Genomic DNA, 21,143 nt, shown 5'->3' with positions numbered 1-21,143 from the left:
GGCTGCCCCCGCTCCCCGAAGGCCCGGAGCCGAGCGAGGGAGAGCACCGCGTGACCATCGCGCCAGCCGATCCGGTTTCAGCGGCCGAGTCCGAAGCAGCCGAGGCCGAGACGGTCCGGTCCGGCGGACCCGCGAAGGACAGACCGGGGACCGCACTGCTGCGGACCCTGACCGACCTCACCGCCGATCTGCCCGACACCGACCCCGGACGCGTCGCCGCCGCCGCGCTGCGCGGCCGTAACGCCCGGTCGGACGAGGCCGAGCTGCGCTCGCTGGCCACCGAGGCCGCCGCGGGCCTGATCTCCGAGGACCCCGCCTACTCCCGGCTCGCCGCCCGTCTCCTCACCCGCACCATCGCGGACGAGGCGGCCGGGCAGGGCGCGACGTCATTCTCCGCCTCGGTCGCCGTCGGGCACCGCGAGGGCCTGATCGCCGACCGCACCGCCGAGTTCGTGACGCTCCACGCGGCCGCCCTGGACGCGCTGGTCGGGCAGTCGCTCGCCGACGGCGCCGACGACCGTTTCGGCTACTTCGGCCTGCGCACCCTGCACAGCCGCTACCTGCTGCGCCACCCGCTCAGCCGTCAGGTCATCGAGACGCCGCAGCACTTCATGCTGCGCGTCGCCTCCGGGCTCGCCGAGGACACCTCCGAGCGCGCCCTGGACGAGGTCGCCGCGCTGTACGGGCTGATGAGCCGGCTGGACTACCTGCCCTCCTCCCCCACGCTCTTCAACTCCGGCACCCGCCACCCGCAGATGTCCTCCTGCTACCTGCTGGACTCGCCGCTGGACGAGCTGGACTCGATCTACGACCGCTACCACCAGGTGGCGCGCCTCTCCAAGCACGCGGGCGGCATCGGCCTCTCGTACTCCCGCATCCGCGCCCGCGGTTCACTGATCCGCGGCACCAACGGGCACTCCAACGGCATCGTCCCGTTCCTGAAGACGCTCGACGCCTCCGTCGCCGCGGTCAACCAGGGCGGCCGGCGCAAGGGCGCCGCCGCCGTCTATCTGGAGACGTGGCACGCGGACATCGAGGAGTTCCTGGAGCTGCGCGACAACACGGGCGAGGACCAGCGGCGTACGCACAACCTCAACCTGGCGCACTGGATCCCCGACGAGTTCATGCGCCGGGTGGACGCGGACAGCGCCTGGTCGCTGTTCTCCCCGGCCGACGTGCCCGAGCTGGTCGACCTGTGGGGCGACGAGTTCGACGCCGCCTACCGCGCGGCCGAGGCCAGGGGCCTGGCCCGCAAGACCATGCCGGCCCGTGAGCTCTACGGCCGCATGATGCGGACCCTCGCCCAGACCGGTCAGGGCTGGATGACGTTCAAGGACGCCTCCAACCGGACCGCGAACCAGGCCGCCGAGCCCGGCCGCGTCGTGCACTCCTCGAACCTGTGCACCGAGATCCTCGAAGTCACGGACGACGGCGAGACGGCCGTCTGCAACCTGGGTTCGGTCAACCTCGGCGCGTTCGTCGCCGACGGCGGCATCGACTGGGAGCGGCTCGACGCCACCGTCCGTACCGCCGTGACGTTCCTCGACCGGGTCGTCGACATCAACTTCTACCCGACCGAGCAGGCCGGCCGGTCCAACGCCCGCTGGCGGCCGGTGGGTCTGGGCGCGATGGGTCTCCAGGACGTCTTCTTCCAGCTGCGGCTGCCGTTCGACTCCGCCGAGGCCCGCGCCCTGTCGACGAGGATCTCCGAGCGCATCATGCTCGCGGCCTACGAGGCGTCCTGCGACCTCGCGGAGCGCTCGGGCCCGCTGCCCGCATGGTCCGAGACGCGCGCCGCCCGCGGTGTGCTGCACCCCGACCACTACGACACCGAGCTGAACTGGCCGGAGCGCTGGGACGCCCTGCGCGCCCGGGTCGCGAAGACCGGCATGCGCAACTCCCTGCTCCTGGCCATCGCGCCGACGGCGACGATCGCCTCGATCGCGGGCGTGTACGAGTGCATCGAGCCGCAGGTCTCCAACCTCTTCAAGCGCGAGACGCTCAGCGGCGAGTTCCTCCAGGTCAACGCGTATCTGGTGGACGAGCTGAAGAAGCTCGGCGTGTGGGACGCGCGGACCCGTGAGGCGCTGCGCGAGGCGAGCGGCTCGGTGCAGGGCTTCGCCTGGATCCCCGAGGAGGTGCGGGCGCTGTACCGCACGGCGTGGGAGATCCCGCAGCGCGGCCTGATCGACATGGCGGCGGCCCGCACGCCGTTCCTCGACCAGAGCCAGTCGCTGAACCTGTTCCTGGAGACGCCGACGATCGGCAAGCTCTCCTCGATGTACGCGTACGCCTGGAAGCAGGGGCTGAAGACGACGTACTACCTGCGCTCCCGCCCGGCGACCCGGATCGCCCGTGCGGCGTCCGCCGCCCCGGTCCCCGAGCAGGCACCCGCGCCCGACGCGGACGCGATCGCCTGCTCCCTGGAAAACCCCGAGTCCTGCGAGGCCTGCCAGTAATGAGCTCCAACGACCACAAGAACCTGCTGGACCCGGGCTTCGAACTGACCCTGCGGCCGATGCGCTACCCGGACTTCTACGAGCGCTACCGGGACGCGATCAAGAACACCTGGCACGTGGAGGAGGTCGACCTCCACTCCGACGTGGCGGACCTCGCCAAGATGTCGCCCGCCGAGCAGCATCTGATCGGGCGGCTGGTGGCGTTCTTCGCGACCGGTGACTCGATCGTCTCCAACAACCTCGTGCTGACCCTGTACAAGCACATCAACTCCCCCGAGGCGCGGCTGTACCTGTCGCGGCAGCTCTTCGAGGAGGCCGTGCACGTCCAGTTCTATCTGACGCTGCTCGACACGTATCTGCCCGATCCGGACGACCGGGCGGCCGCCTTCGACGCGGTCGAGGAGATCCCGTCGATCCGTGAGAAGGCGCAGTTCTGCTTCCGGTGGATGGACTCGGTCGAGAAGATCGACCGGCTGGAGACGAAGGCCGACCGCCGCCGTTTCCTGCTGAACCTGATCTGCTTCGCGGCGTGCATCGAGGGGCTGTTCTTCTACGGCGCCTTCGCGTACGTGTACTGGTTCCGCTCGCGCGGACTGCTGCACGGCCTCGCCACGGGCACCAACTGGGTGTTCCGTGACGAGACGATGCACATGAACTTCGCGTTCGAGGTCGTGGACACCGTCCGCAAGGAGGAGCCCGACCTCTTCGACGACGCGCTCCAGCAGCAGGTCACCGACATGCTGAAGGAGGCCGTCGAGGCGGAGCTGCAGTTCGGCCGCGACCTGTGCGGCGACGGGCTGCCCGGCATGAACACCGAGTCGATGCGCCAGTACCTGGAGTGCGTCGCCGACCAGCGGCTCACCCGGCTGGGCTTCCCCGCGGTGTACGGATCGGAGAACCCGTTCTCGTTCATGGAGCTCCAGGGCGTCCAGGAGCTGACGAACTTCTTCGAGCGCCGCCCGTCCGCCTACCAGGTGGCGGTCGAGGGCACGGTCGGCTTCGACGACGACTTCTAGTCGCGAGGCTCAGATCCTTGCCCAGCTCCTGACGTACGGACGCCGTGCGGCCCGCACCGGCCGCGCGGCGTCCGCCGTTTGCGGGGGTTCGGCGCTCCGGGCCCGTTCCGCCTCCCTCAGCTGGCGGTCGATGCGGCGTTCGCGGGCGATGCCGGCCATAGCCGGCAGCAGGAAGAGTGCGAAAACAACGGTTATGCCCAGGTAGTTCAGGAATGTGTTCATGCCTCTACTGTCGTCCGTGCGAGCAGAATCCGGCAGTGGCAGGACTGTCATGGAGCATCGAATTACTGCCACACTGGGGTCATGCTGAACAATGTCGCCGCCCTGCTGCTCGACGAGGTCAACCCTTTCGAACTCGGCGTCCTGTGCGAGGTGTTCGGACTCGACCGCAGCGACGAGGGTCTGCCGGTGCACGATTTCGCCGTGGTCTCCGCCGAAGGTCCGGTGCTCCGGACTCACGCCGGGTTCACCCTCACCACTTCCCACGGCCTCGACCGCCTGGAGGAGGCCGACCTCATCGCGGTCCCGGCCGGCAGCCGCTTCACCGACCGGGAGTTCCCCGAGGCGGCCCTGGAAGCGCTGCGCCGGGCCGTGGACCGCGGGGCCAGGGTGCTGAGCGTCTGTTCGGGGGCCTACATGCTCGGCGCGGCCGGTCTGCTGGACGGCCGGCGCTGCACCACCCACTGGCGGCACGCCGCCGAGCTGGCCCGCCGCTTCCCGCGGGCGATCGTCGAGCCGGACGTGCTGTACGTGGACGAGGGGCCCGTCATCACCTCGGCGGGCACGGCCGCGGGGATCGATGCCTGTCTGCACCTGGTCCGCCAGGCCTACGGGCCCGCCGCCGCCAACACCATCGCCCGGCGCATGGTGGTGCCGCCGCACCGCGACGGCGGGCAGGCGCAGTACATCAAGCGCCCGCTGCCCCGCACCCGCTGCGACACCGTCGGCGACACCCTGGCCTGGATGGAGCGCCATCTCGCCCAGGAGATGACCGTCGAGCAGCTGGCCGCCCAGACACACATGTCACCGCGCACCTTCGCCCGCCGCTTCCAGCAGGAGACGGGCACCACGCCGTACCGCTGGCTGCTGCGCCAGCGGGTGCTGCTGGCGCAGCACCTCCTGGAGACATCCGATGAAACGATGGACACGATCGCCGGACAGACCGGCTTCGGGAACGCCGCAGCGCTCCGCCACCAGTTCGTACGTTCCCTGGGCACCACGCCGAACGCGTACCGTCGGACGTTCCGCGGCCCGACCGGATTGACCGAAGCGGCCTGATCGTTTACGGAGCTTACGTCGGATCATTCGTCCAACTGATTCCCTCACCTGTCCATGGACCCGACCCCGGTCGGCGGTCCATGGTCGGGCACATGGACATCCGGATGGCAAGACGAAGGACGATCGGCGCCGTGGTGGCCGCGCTCGCCGCCACTCTGCTGCCCCTGCAGAGCGCCTCTGCGCAGGACGCACCGGCCACGGCCGCGCCGCCCGAGGTGCTGCCCTCGCTGCGCCAGTGGCAGTCCGGCGAGGGGGAGTTCACCCTCACCGACCGGGCCAGGATCGTGCTGGACGGGGTGCGGGAGCAGCGCACGGCGGCGGACGCGGCGCGGTTCGCGGGCGAGCTGGCCGGGAAGGCCCCGGTGTCCCGGGGCCTGGCCCGTTCCGGCGACATCGTGCTGCGCCAGGACCCTTCCCTGAAGGGCACGTTGGGCGCGGAGGGCTACCGCCTGGACGTCGGCGACCGGGTCACGGTCACCGCCGCGACGTCCACCGGTGTGTTCTACGGTTCGCGCACGGTGCTCCAGCTGCTGAACGACGACGGCCGGGCGGCGCACGGTTCGGCGACCGATGTGCCTGCCTACCGTGAGCGCGGGGTCGGGGTCTGCGCCTGCTACATCAATGTCTCGCTCCCCTGGTTCGAGCGGCTGATGAAGGACATGGCCTCCCAGAAGCTCAACCAGCTCTGGATCGAGGCGAAGGTCAGGAGCGACACCGACCCGGAGTCGGCGTTCTGGGGCTACTACACGAAGCCGCAGGTCCGCGCCCTGGTCGCGATGGCGAAGAAATACCACATCGACCTGGTGCCGGAGATCAACTCCCCCGGCCACATGGACACGTACCTGGAGAACCATCCGGAGCTCCAGCTCAAGGACAAGGACGGCGTCGCCTCGCCGCCCCGGCTGGACATCTCGCGGCCCGAGGCACTGGCGTACTACACCTCGATGGTGGACGAGGCCCTGGAGGTGTGGGACACCCGCACCTGGCACATGGGCGCCGACGAGTACATGATCGGCTCCTCGTACCCGAACTATCCGCAGCTGCAGACGGCCGCGACCGCGAAGCTCGGCGCCTCGGCCACCCCCGACGACCTCTTCGCCGACTTCATCAACCAGGTCAACGCCCATGTGAAGGCCGACGGCCGGTCGCTGCGGATCTGGAACGACGGGCTCGTCGGCCGCAACAGCGTCGTCCCGCTCGATCGTGACATCACCGTCGAGCACTGGCTGGGCGGCGGCGCCATCCAGCAGCCGTCCGCACTGCTGGCCGAGGGCCGGCCGGTGATGAACTCGGCGTACGCGCTCTACCTGGTGCGCGGCGGGTACACGATGCAGACCCAGAAGCTGTACGAGAGCGACTGGACGCCCCTGCGCTTCGAGGGGCAGACGCTGCCGGCCACAGCGGCGAACCTGACCGGCGCGAAGATCAGCCTGTGGCCGGACAGTGCGGCGGCCGAGACCGAGAACGAGGTCGAGGCGAAGGTCTTCATGCCGCTGCGCTTCATCGCGCAGGCCACCTGGGGCGGTCCGAAGCCGAGTGAGACGTACGCCGGTTTCGAGGCGCTGGCCCGGCGGATCGGGCACGCCCCCGGCTGGGAGAACACCGACCGCACCCCCCTGGCCGACGGTACGTACCGGCTGACGGCGGGCGCGAAGGCGCTGGCGCCCGGCGCTGACGCCGGGGTGTCGCTGGCCCGGGACCCGGAAGCGGCCTGGACGCTGACGGCGACCTCGGACGGGTACTACACGGTGAAGTCGGCCGGGAGCGGCCTGTGTCTGGACGCGGTGCGCGGGAAGAAGTACCTGGGCGCTCCGCTGGAGGTGGGGGCCGAGCTGTCGCTCGGGACCTGCGCGGCGGGCGCGCGCACGCAGCGCTGGCAGCTGGACGCCGGAGCCGGTGCGCTGATCCTGCGCAACGCCGTCTCGCAGCTCCGGCTGACGGAGCGGACCGCGGACGGCGCCGCAGTGCAGACGACGGGCGGGACGCGCCTGACAGCGAAGTCCGCCTGATCGCCCGTGTGGGGCCCGCCGGATGCCGGCGGGCCCCACACGCGTGTCAGATGCCGCAGTTCGGCGCCGACCAGTAGTGGCTCGGGCCCTGGTTCACGTGGACGTGGTCGTTGTGGTCCGGGTAACCCGGGCCGAGGATCCCGTTGAACCCGTGGTTACGGGCCTGCTGGGCCAGGGTGCAGAACGCGATCCCGCCCAGGTCGGCCGCGTCACCGTACAGATGGCGGCTGTTCGACGCCCCGCCGGCGGCGCTGTTGCAGGAGTAGGAGCGGAAGCCGCTGTTGACGGTGATGGGCCGGTCTCCGAGCGCGTGGCGCAGCGCCTCCAGCTTCCACATGGTGCTCAGGGCGTTGGCCTTGGCGGTGCCCGCCGCTACGGCACCACCCTCCCAGGTGCTGTTGCAGTGGTTGAGCTCGGCGTACGTGAAGTGGGCGGGCGTGCAGTCGCCGTCCTGGAGCGCGTAGAGCTGGGACTGGGTGGCCGGGCCGGCGATACCGTCGGCGGCCAGGCCGTAGGCGGCCTGGAAGCGCTTGACGGCGGCGGTGGTGGCGGGCCCGTAGGAGCCGTCGATGGCGAGTACGGAGTTGTATCCGGGGTATCCGGCCACCCGGATCTGGAGCTGGACGACATCGTTGCCGGTGGCGCCCGAGGAGAGGGTGCGGGTCCAGGTGTAACAGTCGTCGGCCTGTGCGGTGCCTGCGGTCACCACTGCCCCGCCCAAGGCAAACGCCATGGTCATGACAAGGCCGAGCAGCAGTCGTGCGGAACGTCTGAGCATGGGGGCTCCCTACACGGTGAAGGTGTGGAGCGACAGCCTGTCGGACGAGTCGACGCGCGTCAACTATGGGCAGGAGAAAGCAAGTTGACGGACGGGGAACGCGGCAGGGGCCCCGCCCCGGCGTACCGGAACAGGGCCCCTCGCGGCATGCGCGTTCGGTGGGATCAGTCGTTCGGGACGACCTCGTAGCGCGGGGTGTTCTCCGCCATCTGGCGCAGCGCGTCCTTGCGGTCGCGCTTGGAGAGCCGGTCGATGTACAGGTAGCCGTACAGGTGGTCCGTCTCGTGCTGGAGGCAGCGGGCGAAGTAGCCGTCGCCCCGCACCTTGACCGGGTTGCCCTTGGCGTCCTGGCCGCGCACCACCGCGTAGTCCGGGCGGGCCAGCGAGGCGTACGCCGTCGGGACGGAGAGGCAGCCCTCGTTGGAGTCGTCCAGGACGCGCTCCTCGGGCGGCAGCTCGTCGAGCACCGGGTTGCAGATGGCGCCGGTGTGCCGGACCCCGTCGTCGTCCGGGCAGTCGTAGACGAAGACCTTGAGGTCGACCCCGATCTGGTTGGCGGCCAGGCCCACACCCTCGGCCGTCCGCTGGCTGGCGAACATGTCGTCGATCAGCTGGGCCAGCTCGTCGTCGAACGCGGTGACGTCCTTGCACTCCTTGTGCAGGACCGGGTTGCCCACGACCGTGATCGGGCGGGAGGTGCCGCGCTCGCGGTGTGCCGCCTCACGCGCCTCACAGTCCTCGGTGTCGATGAGGAAACCTTCCTCGTCGACGCTGATCTGCTCGTCCGTCTCCTGCTGCGCCATGTCCGCCGTACGCCTTCCTCACAACCTGAAACCCGGGATCCGCGGCTCGCGAGAACCCGGGCACCCGAGCACCGGAATCGGTGCCCGTACAGCCTACGGGCACCGGTCAGCAGACTTCTTCGAGATCCCGCCACTCACGGCTGTCCGGGCTGTCCGCCACCCAGCCGTCGAGCAGCCCGCGCACCAGCCCCGCGGGGGCCGCGAGACCGCACTCACGCTCCGGCACCCACAGCTCGCCTGCGGTGCGGTGGCCCAGCGGACCGGGATGGCCCGGCTCGCTGTGGTCGTGCGGGTCGAGGTGCTCGCCGTCGCCCTCGTCGCTCTCCATCCGGCTCTCCGAACAGGCCCGGCACAGCAGCCGGACGGACGACGACCAGTCCTCGGCGGCGAAGCCGGCGTCGGACGCCAGCTGCTCCAGTGCGTCCCGGTCCGCCTCGGTTGCCGCTTCGAGGAGCACCACCCAGGTGGGGACGGGAGACGGGGCCCACAGCTCTATCTCGTCGAACACGGGGTAGGAGGGCCCGGCCGCGGTGATCCGCTCGCCGTGCGGGACCCCGTCGTGCAGCACGACCTCGCCCCAGCGCCGCCCGGACGACGGCAGTGGGATCGACAGCACTTCGATCCGTGCCGGATCCAGCCTGCGGCCCCAGACGACCTCGGCCTCGCCCTCGGGCGACAGCCGCACGGCCGCGCTGCCCAGCTCCATGCCGACGGGCTCGCTGCCCGCCGCAGGTGTCTGCTGCCCGCCGCCGGGCACCTTCAGCCCGTACGCCTGCCAGGCCCGGCGGGCCAGCGGCCAGTCCTGGAGCGCGGTGGCGGCGATCCCGACGTTCCACCAGTCGGGGGCGCCGGACTGCTTGTCGAGCAGCGCGACAGCCCGCAGGCCCGCGGCCCTCGCCTGTTCCCAGTCGTGCCGGAACTTGTGCAGCAGCGCCAGGTTGAACCACGACTCGGAGAGCCAGGGCTCCAAATCCGCCGCGCGCGTCAGCAGTGCGCCCGCGTCCTCGTACCGGCCGTCGCCGATCAGCGTGAACGCGCGGTCCGTGGCCTGCCGCCAAGAGGCGGAGGGCCGATGCCGTACCTTCCCGAAGATCCTCACGATTCCCGCCTGTCCCGACTGGACACCCTCGTTTTCCACTCTCTTCGCATCCAACCATGCCCGGCCGGACGCCCGCTCATTACCCATGGGTTACCCAGGTGGGACGGGGGTCAGACCGCCCCTGGCCAGAACCCTGGAGAGCGACTCCACGACCTGGGGCTGGTAATCGCGGCCGGTCCCGAGCCTGAGCTGTTCCAGTGCGCCGAGCGGCCCGCTGAGACCTTCCCCGCACAGGTCGTCGTATGCGTTGACCGCCCGGACGATCCTGGCGGCCAGCGGCTGCTCGCGGTAGGGGTCCGCCTGCTGTTCCACGACCACGGCGATCTCGGTGTCCACCCCGGTCTGCCGGACCACCGCACCGCCCAGCAGGGCGATCCGGCGCTGCTCGGCGGCCGGCAGGGTGGCGGTCGCCCCGGCGGGCACGGGATCGACGAGCGAGAGCTGGCCGATGTCGTGCATGAGCGCCGCGTACTCCAGGACGGTGAGCTCGGGTCCGGAGAGGCCCATCTCGCGCCCGACGGCCGTGCAGAGCGCCGCCACCCTGCGGGCATGGCCGTGCGGGGTGTAACCGGCGATCTCGGTGGACCGGGCGAGCGAGGCGATGGTCTGCCGGTACGTGGTGCGCACCGCGGCGAACCGGCGGAAGGACACCTGGGTGAGCAGCAGCGGTACGCACAGGACGGGCAGCGCCCACAGACCGGCAACGGCGACCCCGAGCGCCATCACCGCGCCGGTCGCGCAGACCGCCGATCCGATGCCTCTCAGCGCCCTCAGCTCGTCGCGGAGCAGTGGCCCGTACGGGACGGGGGTGGCGCCCACCACCGCACGGAGGCTGCGCGGCAGCGTGCGGGCCTGCAGCAGCAAGGCGCCCAGCACGGCGTCGCACAGGGCGGTGAGGCCGAGCAGCACGAGCAGGAAGGCCGCGTAGTACGGGCCGTCGCCGAACCAGCTCTCGGACCGGCCGGAGTTGTACAGCGGCTGGAAGCAGACCGCCGCGAAGACCACGGTCAGGATCCGGCGGGCCACCTGGTCGGGGCCGGGCCCGCTGCCGCGCGCGACATGGGGCACACAGGCGACGAGCTGCGCCGCGACGAGCACGGCGATCACCTGGAGCACCCCATGGCTGGTGGGCTCCCCGCCGCTGCTCCCGAGCAGGGCGTACGCGAGTGCCCCGGCGGCACCTAGCGGCGCGGGCTCCCGCTCCCCAGGCTGGGCGCCCCAGCGGGCCAGCTCACCGATGGTGATGAGCACCCCGAAGGCGAGGGCGTGACCGGGTTCGCGGACGCCGTGCCAGAGGGTGTGCCCGAGCCCGGCGGCGGCGAGCGCGAGGGCGGCGCCACGCACCGCCAGGACGACGGGCGGCAGCCGTACCCACTGCGGGCTCACCGGGGCCGGTCCGGCGATTGAGGACGAACCGGCCCCCGGACGGACCCGGCGCCCGCACCCCGGGCCCCGTCCCCGCCCCGCGGCAACGGCAGCCGCACCCGCGCCTCGTCCGCCGTCACGGCCGTCGCCGCCCCCGACCACCCGTGCCGTTCCAGACCGCGCACCAGCGCCCGTACCATCTGCGGATCGAACTGGGTTCCGGCACACCGCTTGAGCTCCTCCAGGGCGACCGGCACCGGGCGTCCAGGCCGGTAGGAGCGGGTCGAGGTCATCGCGTCGAACGCGTCGGCGACGGCGACGACCCGGGCGAACTCGGGGATCCGGCGGCCGGTCAGCCCGTACGGGTACCCGCTGCCGTCGAGCCGTTCGTGGTGGTGCAGGATCGCGGCCCGGGCCTCACCGAGGAAGCCGATGCCACGGACGATCTCGTGCCCGTACTCCGGGTGCAGCTCGATCACCCGGCGTTCCTCCGGCGTCAGCGGCCCGTCCTTGCGCAGCACCCGCGTCGGCACACCGAGCTTTCCGACGTCGTGCAGGATCCCGGCGAACCGGAGCACCTCGATCCGCTCCTGCGCCATGCCCAGCTCCTGGGCGATGAGCACGGACGCGTGTCCCACCCGCTCGCTGTGCCCCCTGGTGTACGTGTCCTTGATGTCGACGGCCTGCACCAGGGCCCTGATCGTGGCGCGGTGTGCGGCGTGTTCGCGGTGGTACTGGGCGAAGACCCAGCAGGAGATGTACATCGGCAGCAGGACGAAGAGCGCGGCCAGCGGCCCGTACGAGCTGTTCCACAGGATCGCCATCATCAGCCCGGCGAGGCCGTGCACCAGGTGCGGCCCCAGCGAGCGCGGCAGCAGCCCGCTCCAGGCGCGCCGCAGGGGCAGCTGTTCGGCCGCGGCGAGGATGGACCCGTCCAGGAGGGTCAGTACGAGGCTGAAGGTCAGCGCGGCGGCGCAGGCGGGCAGCAGGGCGTACGGGAGATCGGGCAGCCGGCCGGGTCCGGGGCCGCCGAGCGCGGCGGGACCGCCGAGCAGGGAGTGCACGGACGAGGCCGCCCAGACGGTGACGGGCAGCTGTCCGGCCCGCCAGATCCGGCGCGCGGTGGCGGGCGGCTTCTCCACCCGGCCGGCGAGCGAACCCGGGATCGCCACCAGCGCGGCGGCCGGGGGCGGCAGCAGGAAGGCCGCGACGAGCAGCAGGGGAAAGAACGATCCGGCACTGATCGGCACGGAGCTGCCGAAGAAGGGGCAGCGGCCGGGCAGTTCGCAGACGAGATAGAGCCCGGCGAGCAGTCCGAGGGTGGTCCACGGGGTGCCCGCGCCGGGTCGCAGCGCGGGCAGGACACACAGGGCGGCGCCGAGCGCGACGGCCAGGATGTACGCCCGCGCCGCGCCACGTGTGGCTCTCACCCGTTCCGCCCGCCCCCCAGCATCGCCAATGGAGGCGTCAGGCTAGCGAGTTGGGTGTCCCGGCTGAGTGCCGACGACGTCGATTAGCACGTTCGGGTGATGCGTCATTCCTTGGCGGCGGCCGGCAGCTCGGTGTCGGAGACCGTGACGTCCTGTTCCGGCACCGCCTGCCCGGACCGGATCAGGTCGATCCGGCCCATCACCTTCGAGCGCAGGTCGGACGGCACGTCGTCCTGACCGCAGCAGCGCTTGACCAGCTTCTTCACTGCCTGCTCCAGGCCGTACTTCTCCAGGCAGGGGGAGCACTCGCCGAAGTGCACCTCGAACTTGGTGCAGTCGCTGTCGGGCATCTCCCGGTCGAGGAACTCGTAGAGGTGGTCGAGGACCTCAGCGCACTCCGTCTCGTGCGGCTCTCCGCAGCTCATGAGCCCGAGCCTTTCCGATCGTCCGACTCACCGGCGCCCGCCGGGACGAGCCCGCGGTCACGGGCGTAGTCCTCCAGCATGCCGCGCAGTTGACGGCGGCCCCGGTGCAGTCGGGACATCACCGTACCGATGGGAGTCCCCATGATGTCCGCGATCTCCTTGTAGGCAAAGCCCTCTACATCGGCGAGATAGACCGCGATGCGGAACTCTTCGGGGATCGCCTGCAGCGCAGACTTCACATCGGAGTCGGGCAGATGGTCGAGGGCCTGGGACTCGGCGGAGCGCAGACCGGTCGACATGTGCGACTCGGCACGGGCCAGCTGCCAGTCCTCGATCTCCTCGGCGGCACTGCGCTGGGGTTCGCGCTGCTTCTTGCGGTACGAGTTGATGAAGGTGTTCGTGAGGATGCGGTACATCCACGCCTTGAGGTTGGTGCCCTCACGGAACTGGTGGAAGGAGCCGTACGCCTTGGCATACGTCTCCTGGACCAGGTCCTCGGCGTCCGCGGGGTTGCGCGTCATGCGCAGCGCGGCCGAGTACATCTGGTCCAGGAAACCGAGGGCGTCCCGCTCGAAGCGCGCGTTGCGCTCGGCGGTCGTCTCCTGCGGGCGGCCGTCGTCGGTCCCTGTGTCGGTCCCAGTGACCGGACCCACCTCCTCCAACGCTGTGGCGGAGCCGAAACCGGACCCGCTCGAATCGGAGAATAGTCGACCTTGGTCCGGCGCGGGCTGTCGATCCGATCCGTTCAGTGCCCGCTCGGGAGTGGTCTTGGCCGCATGCAGCACCGTCCACTCCAGGTCAGCGGCGTTCGAGCGACGCGGGCAGATGGTCGAACCCATGCGACGGACTTCCTCTCCACATACGACGTTGGTGTACCGACGTCCCGAACAACAGTGGTCCCCCGTCCAACATTCCCGGGTCGTACGTCACGGGACCCGGGCCGGATTCCCGGCCGTGTGTCACCCGACGTCGGCCAGCCATCCGGTGACGGCCGCGGTGAGGATCTCCATCGCCTGAGCCTCGGTCAGTCCGGACCGTTTGGGGACGGCGAAGCCGTGGTCCCCGTGCGGCACCTCGGCCATCCGGTACTCCCCCGGCGGGAATTCGGCGGGCTTGCCGAACGGGTCGTTGCCGCCCTGGACGACGAGCGTGGGCAGGCCGGAGGCCAGGAGTTCGTCCGCGCGGGACTTCTCCGGGCGGCCCGGGGGGTGCAGCGGGAAGCTGAGCGCGAGGACCGCGCGGGCGCCCAGCCCGGCCGCGGTGCGGCAGGCCACCCTGGCGCCGGCGCTGCGTCCGCCGGCGACGACCGGGAGCCCGGGAGCGGCCAGCGCCGGCCACAGGCCGCGCCAGCCGGTGTCCAGGGTCTTCGGGGCGGGCGCGAGCTTCTTCCCGGCGACCCGCCAGGGCTGCTCCACCAGGGCGACGCTCACCCCGTGCGCGGGCAGCGCGGTGGCCAGGGCATGCAGGTCGCGGGCCTCGATGCCGCCGCCGGCGCCGTGCCCCAGCGCGAGCAGGAGGCGCGGGTTGCGTGCGGGGGCCCAGGTGATCCGGGCGGTGCCGGTGTCGGTGTCGACCGTCTCGGTGTGCGGTGCTGTGCCGGTGGCTTTCACGCCCCCATCCAACCAAGCCGCGGCCGGCCTTCCGGGGTCCGGCAGGTCCGGGTCCGGCGCATCCCTCAGAAGAGGGTGCTCACCTCGGGCGCCGCCAGCTCGTCCAGCAGCTCGGGACCGTTGTTGCGGACGTTACTGACGGCGGTCGCCACCGGATAGGCCCGCATCAGCCCTCCGGGCGGCGGCGCGAGCAGCCCGCGCAGCTCCTCGATGTCGGTGCGGGAGGGATCCAGCCAGTCGTCCCAGCGGTCCGGGGTCAGCATCAGCGGCATCCGGGGGTGGATGTCGGCGAGCGCGGCCGGCCCCTCCGCGGGCGCGACGGCGAGCGGGCTCGTCTCCGCCTCGGTCGTGATCACCGAGCAGGTGACCCACCAGGCCTGGGGGTGGTCGTCCGGCAGGGTCCGGTCGCGCCAGAACTCGTACAGACCGGCCATGGCGAAGACCGATCCGTCGGCGGGGGTCACGAAGTACGGCTGCTTGCGTGGGCGCTTCTTGCGGCCCTTCTCCTCCAGCTGCCGCTCCTCGGTGCCGGTCACCCACTCGAAATAGCCGTCGGCCGGCAGGATGCAGCGACGGGAGACGAAGGGGCGGCGGAAGGACGGCTTCTCGTGGACCGTCTCGGCACGGGCGTTGATCATCCGGGCGCCGCCCTCCGGGGATTTGGCCCAGGAGGGGACGAGCCCCCACTTCAGGGCGCGCAGCTGGCGAACCGGACGCTGGTCGTCGGCGTCCTTCACAGGACGTTCCAGTACGGCGTAGACCTCTTTGGTCGGCGCCACGTTGTAGTCGGGTTCCAGCGTCTCGGCCGGTTCCCACTTCTCCACCTGGAAGAGTCCGGTCAGATCCTCGGGCCGCCGACTCGCTGCATACCGTCCGCACATAGGTGCCAGACTGCCACGATCGTCATCCCGACCGGATGCCAATACCGCAAGGAGCCGCCCACGCCATGGACAGCACCGATCTCGGCAATCTGTGGGACCGCATCTTCGGCACCCAGCCCGCCCCGGAGCAGTGGCTGGTCGTGGTGACCGCCACGGCGGCACTCATCGCAGTCGTACCGAACTTCATATGGAGGCTGTCGCGCAACGCGATCACCATCGCCCACGAGGGCGGCCACGGGCTGGTCGCCCTGCTCACCGGACGGCAGCTCTCGGGCATCCGGCTGCACTCCGACACCAGCGGACTGACGGTGAGCCGCGGCAAGCCGACCGGGATCGGCATGGTCCTGACCGCGGCGGCGGGCTACACCGCGCCCTCACTGCTGGGACTGGGCGGTGCATGGCTCCTGGTGAACGGCCGGATCACCCTGCTGCTGTGGGTGGCCACGGCGCTGCTCGCTGTGATGCTGGTGATGATCCGCAACGTGTACGGGGCGCTGACGGTGATCCTCACCGGTTCGCTCTTCCTGCTGATGTCGTGGCTGGCCTCGCCCGCCTGGCAGTCGCTGTTCGCCTACAGCGCGGTCTGGTTCCTGCTGCTGGGCGGCGTGCGTCCGGCGTTCGAGCTGCAGTCCAAGCGGAGGCACGGCGGAGCACCGGACTCGGACGCGGACCAGCTGGCCCGGCTGACGGACGTGCCGGCCGCGCTGTGGCTGTTCCTGTTCCACGCGGTGTCGCTCTGCTCACTCATCGGCGGCGGCCGCTGGCTGCTGGGTCTGTGAGCCTCATCCCTTACCACTCCTGCATTACGCACTGATTTCGTTGCTTTTGGTCAAAATCCTGGTTTGCGGTGAGCCACTAAAGTGAGCTCCATGACCGAAAGTTCCGTGCACCCCGCCCTCTGGCCCGCCCCTCACGCGAGCGGAGCCGTCGACGCGACCGTCACCGTGCCCGGATCGAAGTCGGTCACCAACCGTGCGCTGGTGCTCGCCGCGCTCTCGTCGGAGCCCGGCTGGCTGCGCCGCCCGCTTCGCTCCCGTGACACCCTGCTGATGGCCGAGGCGCTGCGCGCGATGGGCGTCGGCATCGAGGAGACGGTGTCCTCCAGCTCGTCCGTCGCCGGCGGCCCGGACGGTTCGGGCGAGGCCTGGCGGGTGATCCCGGCTGGCCTGCACGGCCCGGTGACCGTCGACGTGGGCAACGCCGGTACGGTCATGCGCTTCCTGCCCCCCGTGGCGACCCTGGCCAACGGGCCGGTCCGTTTCGACGGCGACCCCCGTTCCTACGAGCGCCCGCTGACCGGGGTGATCGACGCCCTGCGCGTGCTCGGCGCCCGGATCGACGACGACGGCCGCGGCTCGCTGCCGATGACCGTGCACGGCGGCGGCGCACTGGACGGCGGACCGGTGGCGATCGACGCCTCCTCGTCCTCCCAGTTCGTCTCGGCGCTGCTGCTGTCGGCGCCGCGCTTCAACCAGGGCGTGGAGGTACGTCACACCGGCGCCCGGCTCCCCTCGATGCCGCACATCCGGATGACCGTCGACATGCTGCGTGCCGTCGGCGCCCAGGTGGACGAGCCGGAGACGGGCGGCGAGCCGAACGTCTGGCGGGTCTCCCCCTCGGCCCTGCTCGGCCGCGACCTGACCGTGGAGCCCGACCTCTCCAACGCCCAGCCGTTCCTGGCCGCGGCGCTGGTCACCGGTGGCCGGGTCACGATTCCGGACTGGCCGCTGCGCACCACGCAGCCCGGTGACGCGCTGCGCGAGATCTTCACCGCGATGGGCGGCAGCTGCGAGCTGACCGAGCACGGGCTCACCTTCACCGGCTCGGGCCGGATCCACGGCATCGACGTCGACCTCGGCGAGGTCGGCGAGCTGACCCCGGGCATCGCGGCCGTCGCGGCCCTGGCCGACTCCCCCTCCACGCTGAGCGGTGTCGCCCATCTGCGGCTGCACGAGACGGACCGGCTGGCCGCGCTCACCAAGGAGATCAACGAGCTGGGCGGCGACGTCACCGAGACCGCGGACGGACTCCACATCCGGCCGCGACCGCTGCACGGCGGTACCTTCCATACGTATGACGACCACCGGATGGCCACCGCGGGGTCGATCATCGGCCTTGCCGTCCCCGGAGTGGAGATCGAGAACGTGGCGACAACCGCCAAGACCCTGCCCGACTTCCCGCAGATGTGGACCGGAATGCTCGGGGCCTGAGACATGCGCCGCTACGGCAAGAACCCCGACGAGGACGACATCCGGGTCCGCCCCAACCGCAAGGGCAACCGGCCTCGTACGCATATCCGTCCCAAGCACGAGGACGCCGAGGAGGGCATGGTCCTCACCGTGGACCGCGGCCGCCTCACCTGTCTCGTCGAGGGCCGCACCGTCATCGCGATGAAGGCCCGTGAGCTGGGCCGCAAGGCCGCGGTGGTGGGCGACACCGTCTCCATCGTCGGCGATCTGTCCGGCGAGAAGGACACCCTCGCCCGGATCGTCCGGATCGGTGAGCGCCGCTCGGTGCTGCGCCGGACGGCGGACGACGACGACCCGTTCGAGCGGGTGGTGGTCGCCAACGCCGACCAGTTGGCGATCGTCACGGCACTGGCCGATCCGGAACCGCGTCCGCGGATGATCGACCGCTGTCTGGTCGCCGCGTACGACGGCGGGCTCTCCCCCCTCCTGGTGCTGACCAAGTCCGATCTGGCCTCCCCGGACAAGCTCCTGGAGGCGTACACCCCGCTGGGCGTGCCGTTCATCGTCACCAACCGCGAGGAGCTGGAGAACGGCGACGCGGCGGAGCGGGTCCGCGAACAGCTGCACGACCGGGTGACCGCCTTCGTCGGGCACTCAGGTGTCGGAAAGACCACGCTGGTCAACGCGCTGGTACCGAAGGACAGACGGCGTACGACCGGGATCGTCAACGCGGTCACCGGGCGAGGCCGCCACACCACCACGTCGGCGCTGGCGCTCCCGCTGCCGGACTACCGGGGCTGGGTGATCGACACCCCCGGTGTCCGCTCCTTCGGCCTGCACCACATCGACCCGTCCCGGGTCATCAACGCCTTCCCCGATCTGCAGCCCGGCACCGAGGAGTGCCCGCGCGGCTGCACCCACGACAGCCAGCAACCGGAATGCGCGCTGGACGCCTGGGTGGAGGCGGGGCACGCCGATCCGGCACGGCTGGATTCGCTGCGGCGGCTGCTGTCCACACGGGAGCGACGCGAGGGCGACTGACCTCGGTGTCCAGGGGTCCCCGGCGCCGGGGACCCCTGTGTTCGCAGGGAACGACGCGAAGGCGACCGGTCCCGCCGCGTTTGCGATCACCCGTCGCTGGTAAGTGCATAATCACACCCAGCGGTACAAGGCGGTCACCTACGCGGGAGGGGCACTGACGATGGCGTGGCTGCTGGTCGTGGTCGCGGGACTTCCTGGAGACCGGCTTCGCGGTCTGCCTCAAGCTCTCACACGGCTTCACCCGGCTCTGGCCGACCATCGCCTTCTGCATCTTCGCCCTGGGCAGCTTCGGCCTGCTGACCCTGTCGCTGAAGAAGCTCGACGTCGGGCCCGCCTATGCGGTGTGGACCGGCATCGGCGCGGCGGGCACCGCGATCTACGGCATGGTCTTCCTGGACGACGTGGTCTCCACGCTCAAGCTGGTCTCGATCTCGCTGGTGATCCTCGGTGTGATCGGGCTCCAGCTCTCCGGCTCGTCCCACTGACGGGCCCGCCCCTCCGGCGTCTCCCCCACCGCGCTCAGGCGGCCACGTCCGGCAGCCGGTCCACGACGTCCCGCACCAGCGGCACCCCGTCCCCCGCCATGCCCGCGGGCGGTGGCACCAGCGCATAGGACAGGGCGAGCCGCAGAGCGAGCTCGCACACCGTGGCCAGGGCAGCCGGGTCGTGAGGCGGGCGCCCCTCGTCCAGTGCGGCCACCGCACGGTCCCTGACCTGGCCCAGGAGTTCGGCGGGGGTCGGCAGTCCGGCATCGGCCCGGCGCTGGGCCGGTACGGCGGCCCCGGAGCGCCGCAGCGAGGCGACGGGGTGGGGTAACCGCTCGTCCCAGCAACCCGTGAGCAACCCCCTGACCAGGGCGTTCGCCCGCGTGGCACGCACCGTCCAGGCGGCGGTGGCGGCCAGCCTGTCGCCCGTACCGCCGGCGGATCCCAGCGCCCGTTCGACACCGGCCAGATAGCTGTCGGCGGCGCGCCGGACCAGGGCCCGGGCCAGTCCGTCCTTGCTTCCGAACTCGTTGTAGAGCGTCTGCCGGGACACCCCGGCGGCCGCGGCCACGTCGACCATCCGCACTGCGGGCCAGGGCCGGGCGGCCAGCGCCGCGTGAGCTGCGTCCAGCAGTACGTCCCGCGCTGTCGGCATCGTCGCCTCCCCCACCGAGGGCTCTGCGTTTCAGAGTTGAGGCGCTCCCCCGCACTGTCAAGGGTCCGGGCAGCCTCCGGGGCCCTGTGGCTGCGTTCACCGGCGGTGGATACTGTGACGGCATGCCCGATTACCACGATGATCTGCGCCTCGCCCACGTGCTGGCGGACGCCGCCGACGCGACGACGATGGACCGGTTCAAGGCTCTGGACCTCAAGGTCGAGACCAAACCGGACATGACGCCGGTGAGCGAGGCCGACAAGGCCGCCGAGGAGCTGATCCGCGGCCACCTCCATCGGGCACGGCCGCGCGATGCGATCCTGGGCGAGGAGTACGGGATCGAGGGGACGGGTCCGCGCCGCTGGGTGATCGACCCGATCGACGGCACCAAGAACTACGTACGCGGCGTACCGGTCTGGGCGACGCTGATCTCACTGATGGAGGCCGGCGAGGACGGGTTCCAGCCGGTGGTCGGCGTGGTGTCCGCGCCCGCGCTGCAGCGGCGCTGGTGGGCGGCGAAGGGAGCGGGTGCGTTCACCGGCCGCAGCCTGACCTCCGCGAGCCGGCTGCACGTCTCGAAGGTGGAGCGCATCGCGGACGCCTCGTTCGCGTACTCCTCGCTGACCGGCTGGGAGGAGCAGGGCCGGCTCGACGGCTTCATGGACCTGACCCGGGCCTGCTGGCGCACCCGCGGGTACGGGGACTTCTGGCCGTACATGATGGTCGCCGAGGGTTCGGTCGACATCTGCGCCGAGCCGGAGCTCTCGCTCTGGGACATGGCGGCGAACGCGATCATCGTCCAGGAGGCGGGTGGCCGGTTCACCAGCCTGGACGGTGTCAGCGGTCCGGGCGGCGGAAATGCCGCGGCCTCGAACGGAACACTCCACCACGAACTGCTCGGCTACCTGAACCAGCGCTACTGACCGTGCCGCAACGGACCGTCCGGGCCTGACCAGGCATACGGGACCGACGAGGGGCGTGCCTCACCACCGCACGCCCCTCGAACGATCTCCGCTCCCCCTTGTTGCCGTCCCTCATCGGTGCAACTCTGAGAGTCCCCCCACTTGTGAACTTGTGAATCGACTCACAGAGTCGCTTCACGGAGGAGGTGGCTCCCTTCATGCTCGTCCGAGACGCCATGAGCACGATGGTCCTCACCATCGGCCCGACCCATACCCTCCGCCAGGCCGCCCGGCTGATGTCGGCACGCCGGATCGGAGCAGCCGTCGTCCACGACCCGGACACCTGCGGGCTCGGAATCATCACCGAGCGCGACATCCTCAACGCGGTCGGATCGGGGCAGGACCCCGACTCCGAGACCGCTTCCACCCACACGACGACCGATGTGGTCTTCGCCGCACCCACCTGGACCCTGGAGGAGGCCGCCGAGGCCATGACACACGGCGGCTTCCGGCATCTGATCGTGCTGGACGACGACGGGCCGGTCGGCATCGTCTCGGTGCGCGACATCATCCGCTGCTGGGCACCGGCCAGGCGTCATCCGGTGGAGCTGGTCGGCTGAGGGGCCGCGCGGACGGACGACCGGTCCCGAGCACGGGAACCGGCCGCTCGCGCCTGGGTGAGCGCGCGGAAGGGGGCGGGGTGGGGCAGCGAATGCGC

General features: G+C 71.1%; 20 protein-coding genes and 1 pseudogene. 10 read left to right on the top strand and 11 right to left on the bottom strand.

Annotated features, from left to right (window positions below; genetic code table 11):
* Nucleotides 1-50: 50 nt before the first annotated feature.
* Together SH922_RS26815 and SH922_RS26810 are read left to right on the top strand one after the other, a co-directional pair.
* Complete coding sequence (locus SH922_RS26815; protein ID WP_393060394.1) at nt 51-2,459, top strand: ribonucleoside-diphosphate reductase subunit alpha; 2,409 nt, start codon at nt 51-53, stop codon at nt 2,457-2,459.
* A complete protein-coding gene (locus SH922_RS26810) occupies nt 2,459-3,475 on the top strand; it encodes a ribonucleotide-diphosphate reductase subunit beta (RefSeq protein ID WP_393060393.1) in 1,017 nt (338 codons plus the stop codon). Before SH922_RS26815 ends, SH922_RS26810 begins: the two co-directional genes overlap by 1 nt.
* 9 nt (nt 3,476-3,484) lie before the next feature.
* Here SH922_RS26810 and SH922_RS26805 read toward each other — a convergent pair whose 3' ends face one another.
* On the bottom strand, nt 3,485-3,697 hold the full coding sequence (locus tag SH922_RS26805) for a hypothetical protein (RefSeq protein WP_393060392.1): 213 nt from the start codon (nt 3,695-3,697) through the stop codon (nt 3,485-3,487).
* Between the two features lie 81 nt (nt 3,698-3,778).
* Here SH922_RS26805 and SH922_RS26800 point away from each other — a divergent pair, with 81 nt between their 5' ends.
* Together SH922_RS26800 and SH922_RS26795 are read left to right on the top strand one after the other, a co-directional pair.
* A complete protein-coding gene (locus SH922_RS26800; RefSeq protein ID WP_393060391.1) occupies nt 3,779-4,753 on the top strand; it encodes a helix-turn-helix domain-containing protein in 975 nt (324 codons plus the stop codon).
* A 104-nt stretch (nt 4,754-4,857) separates the two neighbouring features.
* Nucleotides 4,858-6,762, top strand: coding sequence for a family 20 glycosylhydrolase (locus SH922_RS26795; protein WP_393060390.1), 1,905 nt, complete (start codon nt 4,858-4,860; stop codon nt 6,760-6,762).
* A gap of 46 nt (nt 6,763-6,808) precedes the next feature.
* Here SH922_RS26795 and SH922_RS26790 read toward each other — a convergent pair whose 3' ends face one another.
* From SH922_RS26790 to SH922_RS26750, 9 genes are all read right to left on the bottom strand, one after another.
* On the bottom strand, nt 6,809-7,540 hold the full coding sequence (locus SH922_RS26790) for a D-Ala-D-Ala carboxypeptidase family metallohydrolase (RefSeq protein WP_393060389.1): 732 nt from the start codon (nt 7,538-7,540) through the stop codon (nt 6,809-6,811).
* 164 nt (nt 7,541-7,704) lie between these two features.
* Entirely contained in the window at nt 7,705-8,343 is a 639-nt protein-coding gene (def, locus tag SH922_RS26785; RefSeq protein ID WP_393060388.1) for a peptide deformylase, read from the bottom strand.
* A 106-nt stretch (nt 8,344-8,449) separates the two neighbouring features.
* Nucleotides 8,450-9,442, bottom strand: coding sequence for a tetratricopeptide repeat protein (locus SH922_RS26780; RefSeq protein WP_393060387.1), 993 nt, complete (start codon nt 9,440-9,442; stop codon nt 8,450-8,452).
* Nucleotides 9,443-9,532: 90 nt separating this feature from the next.
* A complete protein-coding gene (locus SH922_RS26775; RefSeq protein WP_393060386.1) occupies nt 9,533-10,828 on the bottom strand; it encodes an HD-GYP domain-containing protein in 1,296 nt (431 codons plus the stop codon).
* Nucleotides 10,825-12,237, bottom strand: coding sequence for an HD-GYP domain-containing protein (locus SH922_RS26770; protein ID WP_393060385.1), 1,413 nt, complete (start codon nt 12,235-12,237; stop codon nt 10,825-10,827). The genes SH922_RS26775 and SH922_RS26770 overlap by 4 nt, the downstream gene beginning before the upstream one ends.
* A 104-nt stretch (nt 12,238-12,341) precedes the next feature.
* Nucleotides 12,342-12,662: a mycothiol system anti-sigma-R factor gene (gene rsrA / locus SH922_RS26765; protein ID WP_350999809.1), complete on the bottom strand. Its 321-nt coding sequence runs from the start codon at nt 12,660-12,662 to the stop codon at nt 12,342-12,344.
* Nucleotides 12,659-13,315 (bottom strand): sigma-70 family RNA polymerase sigma factor, encoded by a 657-nt coding sequence (locus SH922_RS26760; protein ID WP_018105559.1) that lies wholly within the window; start codon nt 13,313-13,315, stop codon nt 12,659-12,661. Before SH922_RS26760 ends, rsrA begins: the two co-directional genes overlap by 4 nt.
* A 306-nt stretch (nt 13,316-13,621) precedes the next feature.
* Nucleotides 13,622-14,272: an alpha/beta family hydrolase gene (locus SH922_RS26755; RefSeq protein WP_393060384.1), complete on the bottom strand. Its 651-nt coding sequence runs from the start codon at nt 14,270-14,272 to the stop codon at nt 13,622-13,624.
* Between the two features lie 65 nt (nt 14,273-14,337).
* Nucleotides 14,338-15,153 (bottom strand): SOS response-associated peptidase, encoded by an 816-nt coding sequence (locus tag SH922_RS26750; protein ID WP_393060383.1) that lies wholly within the window; start codon nt 15,151-15,153, stop codon nt 14,338-14,340.
* Between the two features lie 65 nt (nt 15,154-15,218).
* On the opposite strand from SH922_RS26750, the gene SH922_RS26745 reads away from it, so the two are divergent.
* The 4 genes and pseudogenes from SH922_RS26745 to SH922_RS26730 all read left to right on the top strand — a co-directional run bounded on the left by SH922_RS26745 (nt 15,219) and on the right by SH922_RS26730 (nt 18,868).
* Complete coding sequence (locus SH922_RS26745) at nt 15,219-15,932, top strand: M50 family metallopeptidase (RefSeq protein WP_393060382.1); 714 nt, start codon at nt 15,219-15,221, stop codon at nt 15,930-15,932.
* Nucleotides 15,933-16,022: 90 nt separating this feature from the next.
* Nucleotides 16,023-17,363 (top strand): 3-phosphoshikimate 1-carboxyvinyltransferase, encoded by a 1,341-nt coding sequence (aroA, locus tag SH922_RS26740; RefSeq protein WP_350999819.1) that lies wholly within the window; start codon nt 16,023-16,025, stop codon nt 17,361-17,363.
* Between the two features lie 3 nt (nt 17,364-17,366).
* On the top strand, nt 17,367-18,383 hold the full coding sequence (gene rsgA, locus SH922_RS26735) for a ribosome small subunit-dependent GTPase A (protein WP_393060381.1): 1,017 nt from the start codon (nt 17,367-17,369) through the stop codon (nt 18,381-18,383).
* A gap of 160 nt (nt 18,384-18,543) precedes the next feature.
* Nucleotides 18,544-18,868 (top strand): annotated as a pseudogene (locus SH922_RS26730) (DMT family transporter).
* Between the two features lie 34 nt (nt 18,869-18,902).
* On the opposite strand, the gene SH922_RS26725 reads toward SH922_RS26730, so the two are convergent.
* The gene (locus SH922_RS26725) at nt 18,903-19,523 is read right to left on the bottom strand and encodes a TetR/AcrR family transcriptional regulator (protein ID WP_393060380.1); all 621 of its coding nucleotides are present in this window, start codon (nt 19,521-19,523) and stop codon (nt 18,903-18,905) included.
* Between the two features lie 122 nt (nt 19,524-19,645).
* On the opposite strand from SH922_RS26725, the gene hisN reads away from it, so the two are divergent.
* Both hisN and SH922_RS26715 read left to right on the top strand, forming a co-directional pair.
* Nucleotides 19,646-20,446 carry a histidinol-phosphatase gene (gene hisN / locus SH922_RS26720; protein ID WP_393060379.1) on the top strand — a complete coding sequence of 267 codons (801 nt, stop codon included), beginning with the start codon at nt 19,646-19,648 and terminating at the stop codon, nt 20,444-20,446.
* Between the two features lie 197 nt (nt 20,447-20,643).
* Nucleotides 20,644-21,045, top strand: coding sequence for a cyclic nucleotide-binding/CBS domain-containing protein (locus tag SH922_RS26715; RefSeq protein WP_393060378.1), 402 nt, complete (start codon nt 20,644-20,646; stop codon nt 21,043-21,045).
* Nucleotides 21,046-21,143 lie beyond the last annotated feature (98 nt).

Source organism: Streptomyces sp. LN549, from assembly GCF_043203805.1.
In the GTDB taxonomy this organism is placed as follows: Bacteria; Actinomycetota; Actinomycetes; order Streptomycetales; family Streptomycetaceae; genus Streptomyces.
The sequence above is the reverse complement of the archived record's forward strand: the minus strand, read 5'-3'. Positions and strand labels throughout refer to the sequence as shown.

What these genes read in the sequence shown, in the direction of transcription:
- SH922_RS26810 (WP_393060393.1), top strand. Translation starts at nt 2,459, where the DNA reads ATGAGCTCCAACGACCACAAGAACCTGCTGGACCCGGGCTTCGAACTG.
- SH922_RS26805 (WP_393060392.1), bottom strand. Translation starts at nt 3,697, where the DNA reads ATGAACACATTCCTGAACTACCTGGGCATAACCGTTGTTTTCGCACTC.
- SH922_RS26800 (WP_393060391.1), top strand. Translation starts at nt 3,779, where the DNA reads ATGCTGAACAATGTCGCCGCCCTGCTGCTCGACGAGGTCAACCCTTTC.
- SH922_RS26795 (WP_393060390.1), top strand. Translation starts at nt 4,858, where the DNA reads ATGGCAAGACGAAGGACGATCGGCGCCGTGGTGGCCGCGCTCGCCGCC.
- SH922_RS26790 (WP_393060389.1), bottom strand. Translation starts at nt 7,540, where the DNA reads ATGCTCAGACGTTCCGCACGACTGCTGCTCGGCCTTGTCATGACCATG.
- def (WP_393060388.1), bottom strand. Translation starts at nt 8,343, where the DNA reads ATGGCGCAGCAGGAGACGGACGAGCAGATCAGCGTCGACGAGGAAGGT.
- rsrA (WP_350999809.1), bottom strand. Translation starts at nt 12,662, where the DNA reads ATGAGCTGCGGAGAGCCGCACGAGACGGAGTGCGCTGAGGTCCTCGAC.
- SH922_RS26750 (WP_393060383.1), bottom strand. Translation starts at nt 15,153, where the DNA reads ATGTGCGGACGGTATGCAGCGAGTCGGCGGCCCGAGGATCTGACCGGA.
- SH922_RS26745 (WP_393060382.1), top strand. Translation starts at nt 15,219, where the DNA reads ATGGACAGCACCGATCTCGGCAATCTGTGGGACCGCATCTTCGGCACC.
- aroA (WP_350999819.1), top strand. Translation starts at nt 16,023, where the DNA reads ATGACCGAAAGTTCCGTGCACCCCGCCCTCTGGCCCGCCCCTCACGCG.
- rsgA (WP_393060381.1), top strand. Translation starts at nt 17,367, where the DNA reads ATGCGCCGCTACGGCAAGAACCCCGACGAGGACGACATCCGGGTCCGC.
- SH922_RS26725 (WP_393060380.1), bottom strand. Translation starts at nt 19,523, where the DNA reads ATGCCGACAGCGCGGGACGTACTGCTGGACGCAGCTCACGCGGCGCTG.
- hisN (WP_393060379.1), top strand. Translation starts at nt 19,646, where the DNA reads ATGCCCGATTACCACGATGATCTGCGCCTCGCCCACGTGCTGGCGGAC.
- SH922_RS26715 (WP_393060378.1), top strand. Translation starts at nt 20,644, where the DNA reads ATGCTCGTCCGAGACGCCATGAGCACGATGGTCCTCACCATCGGCCCG.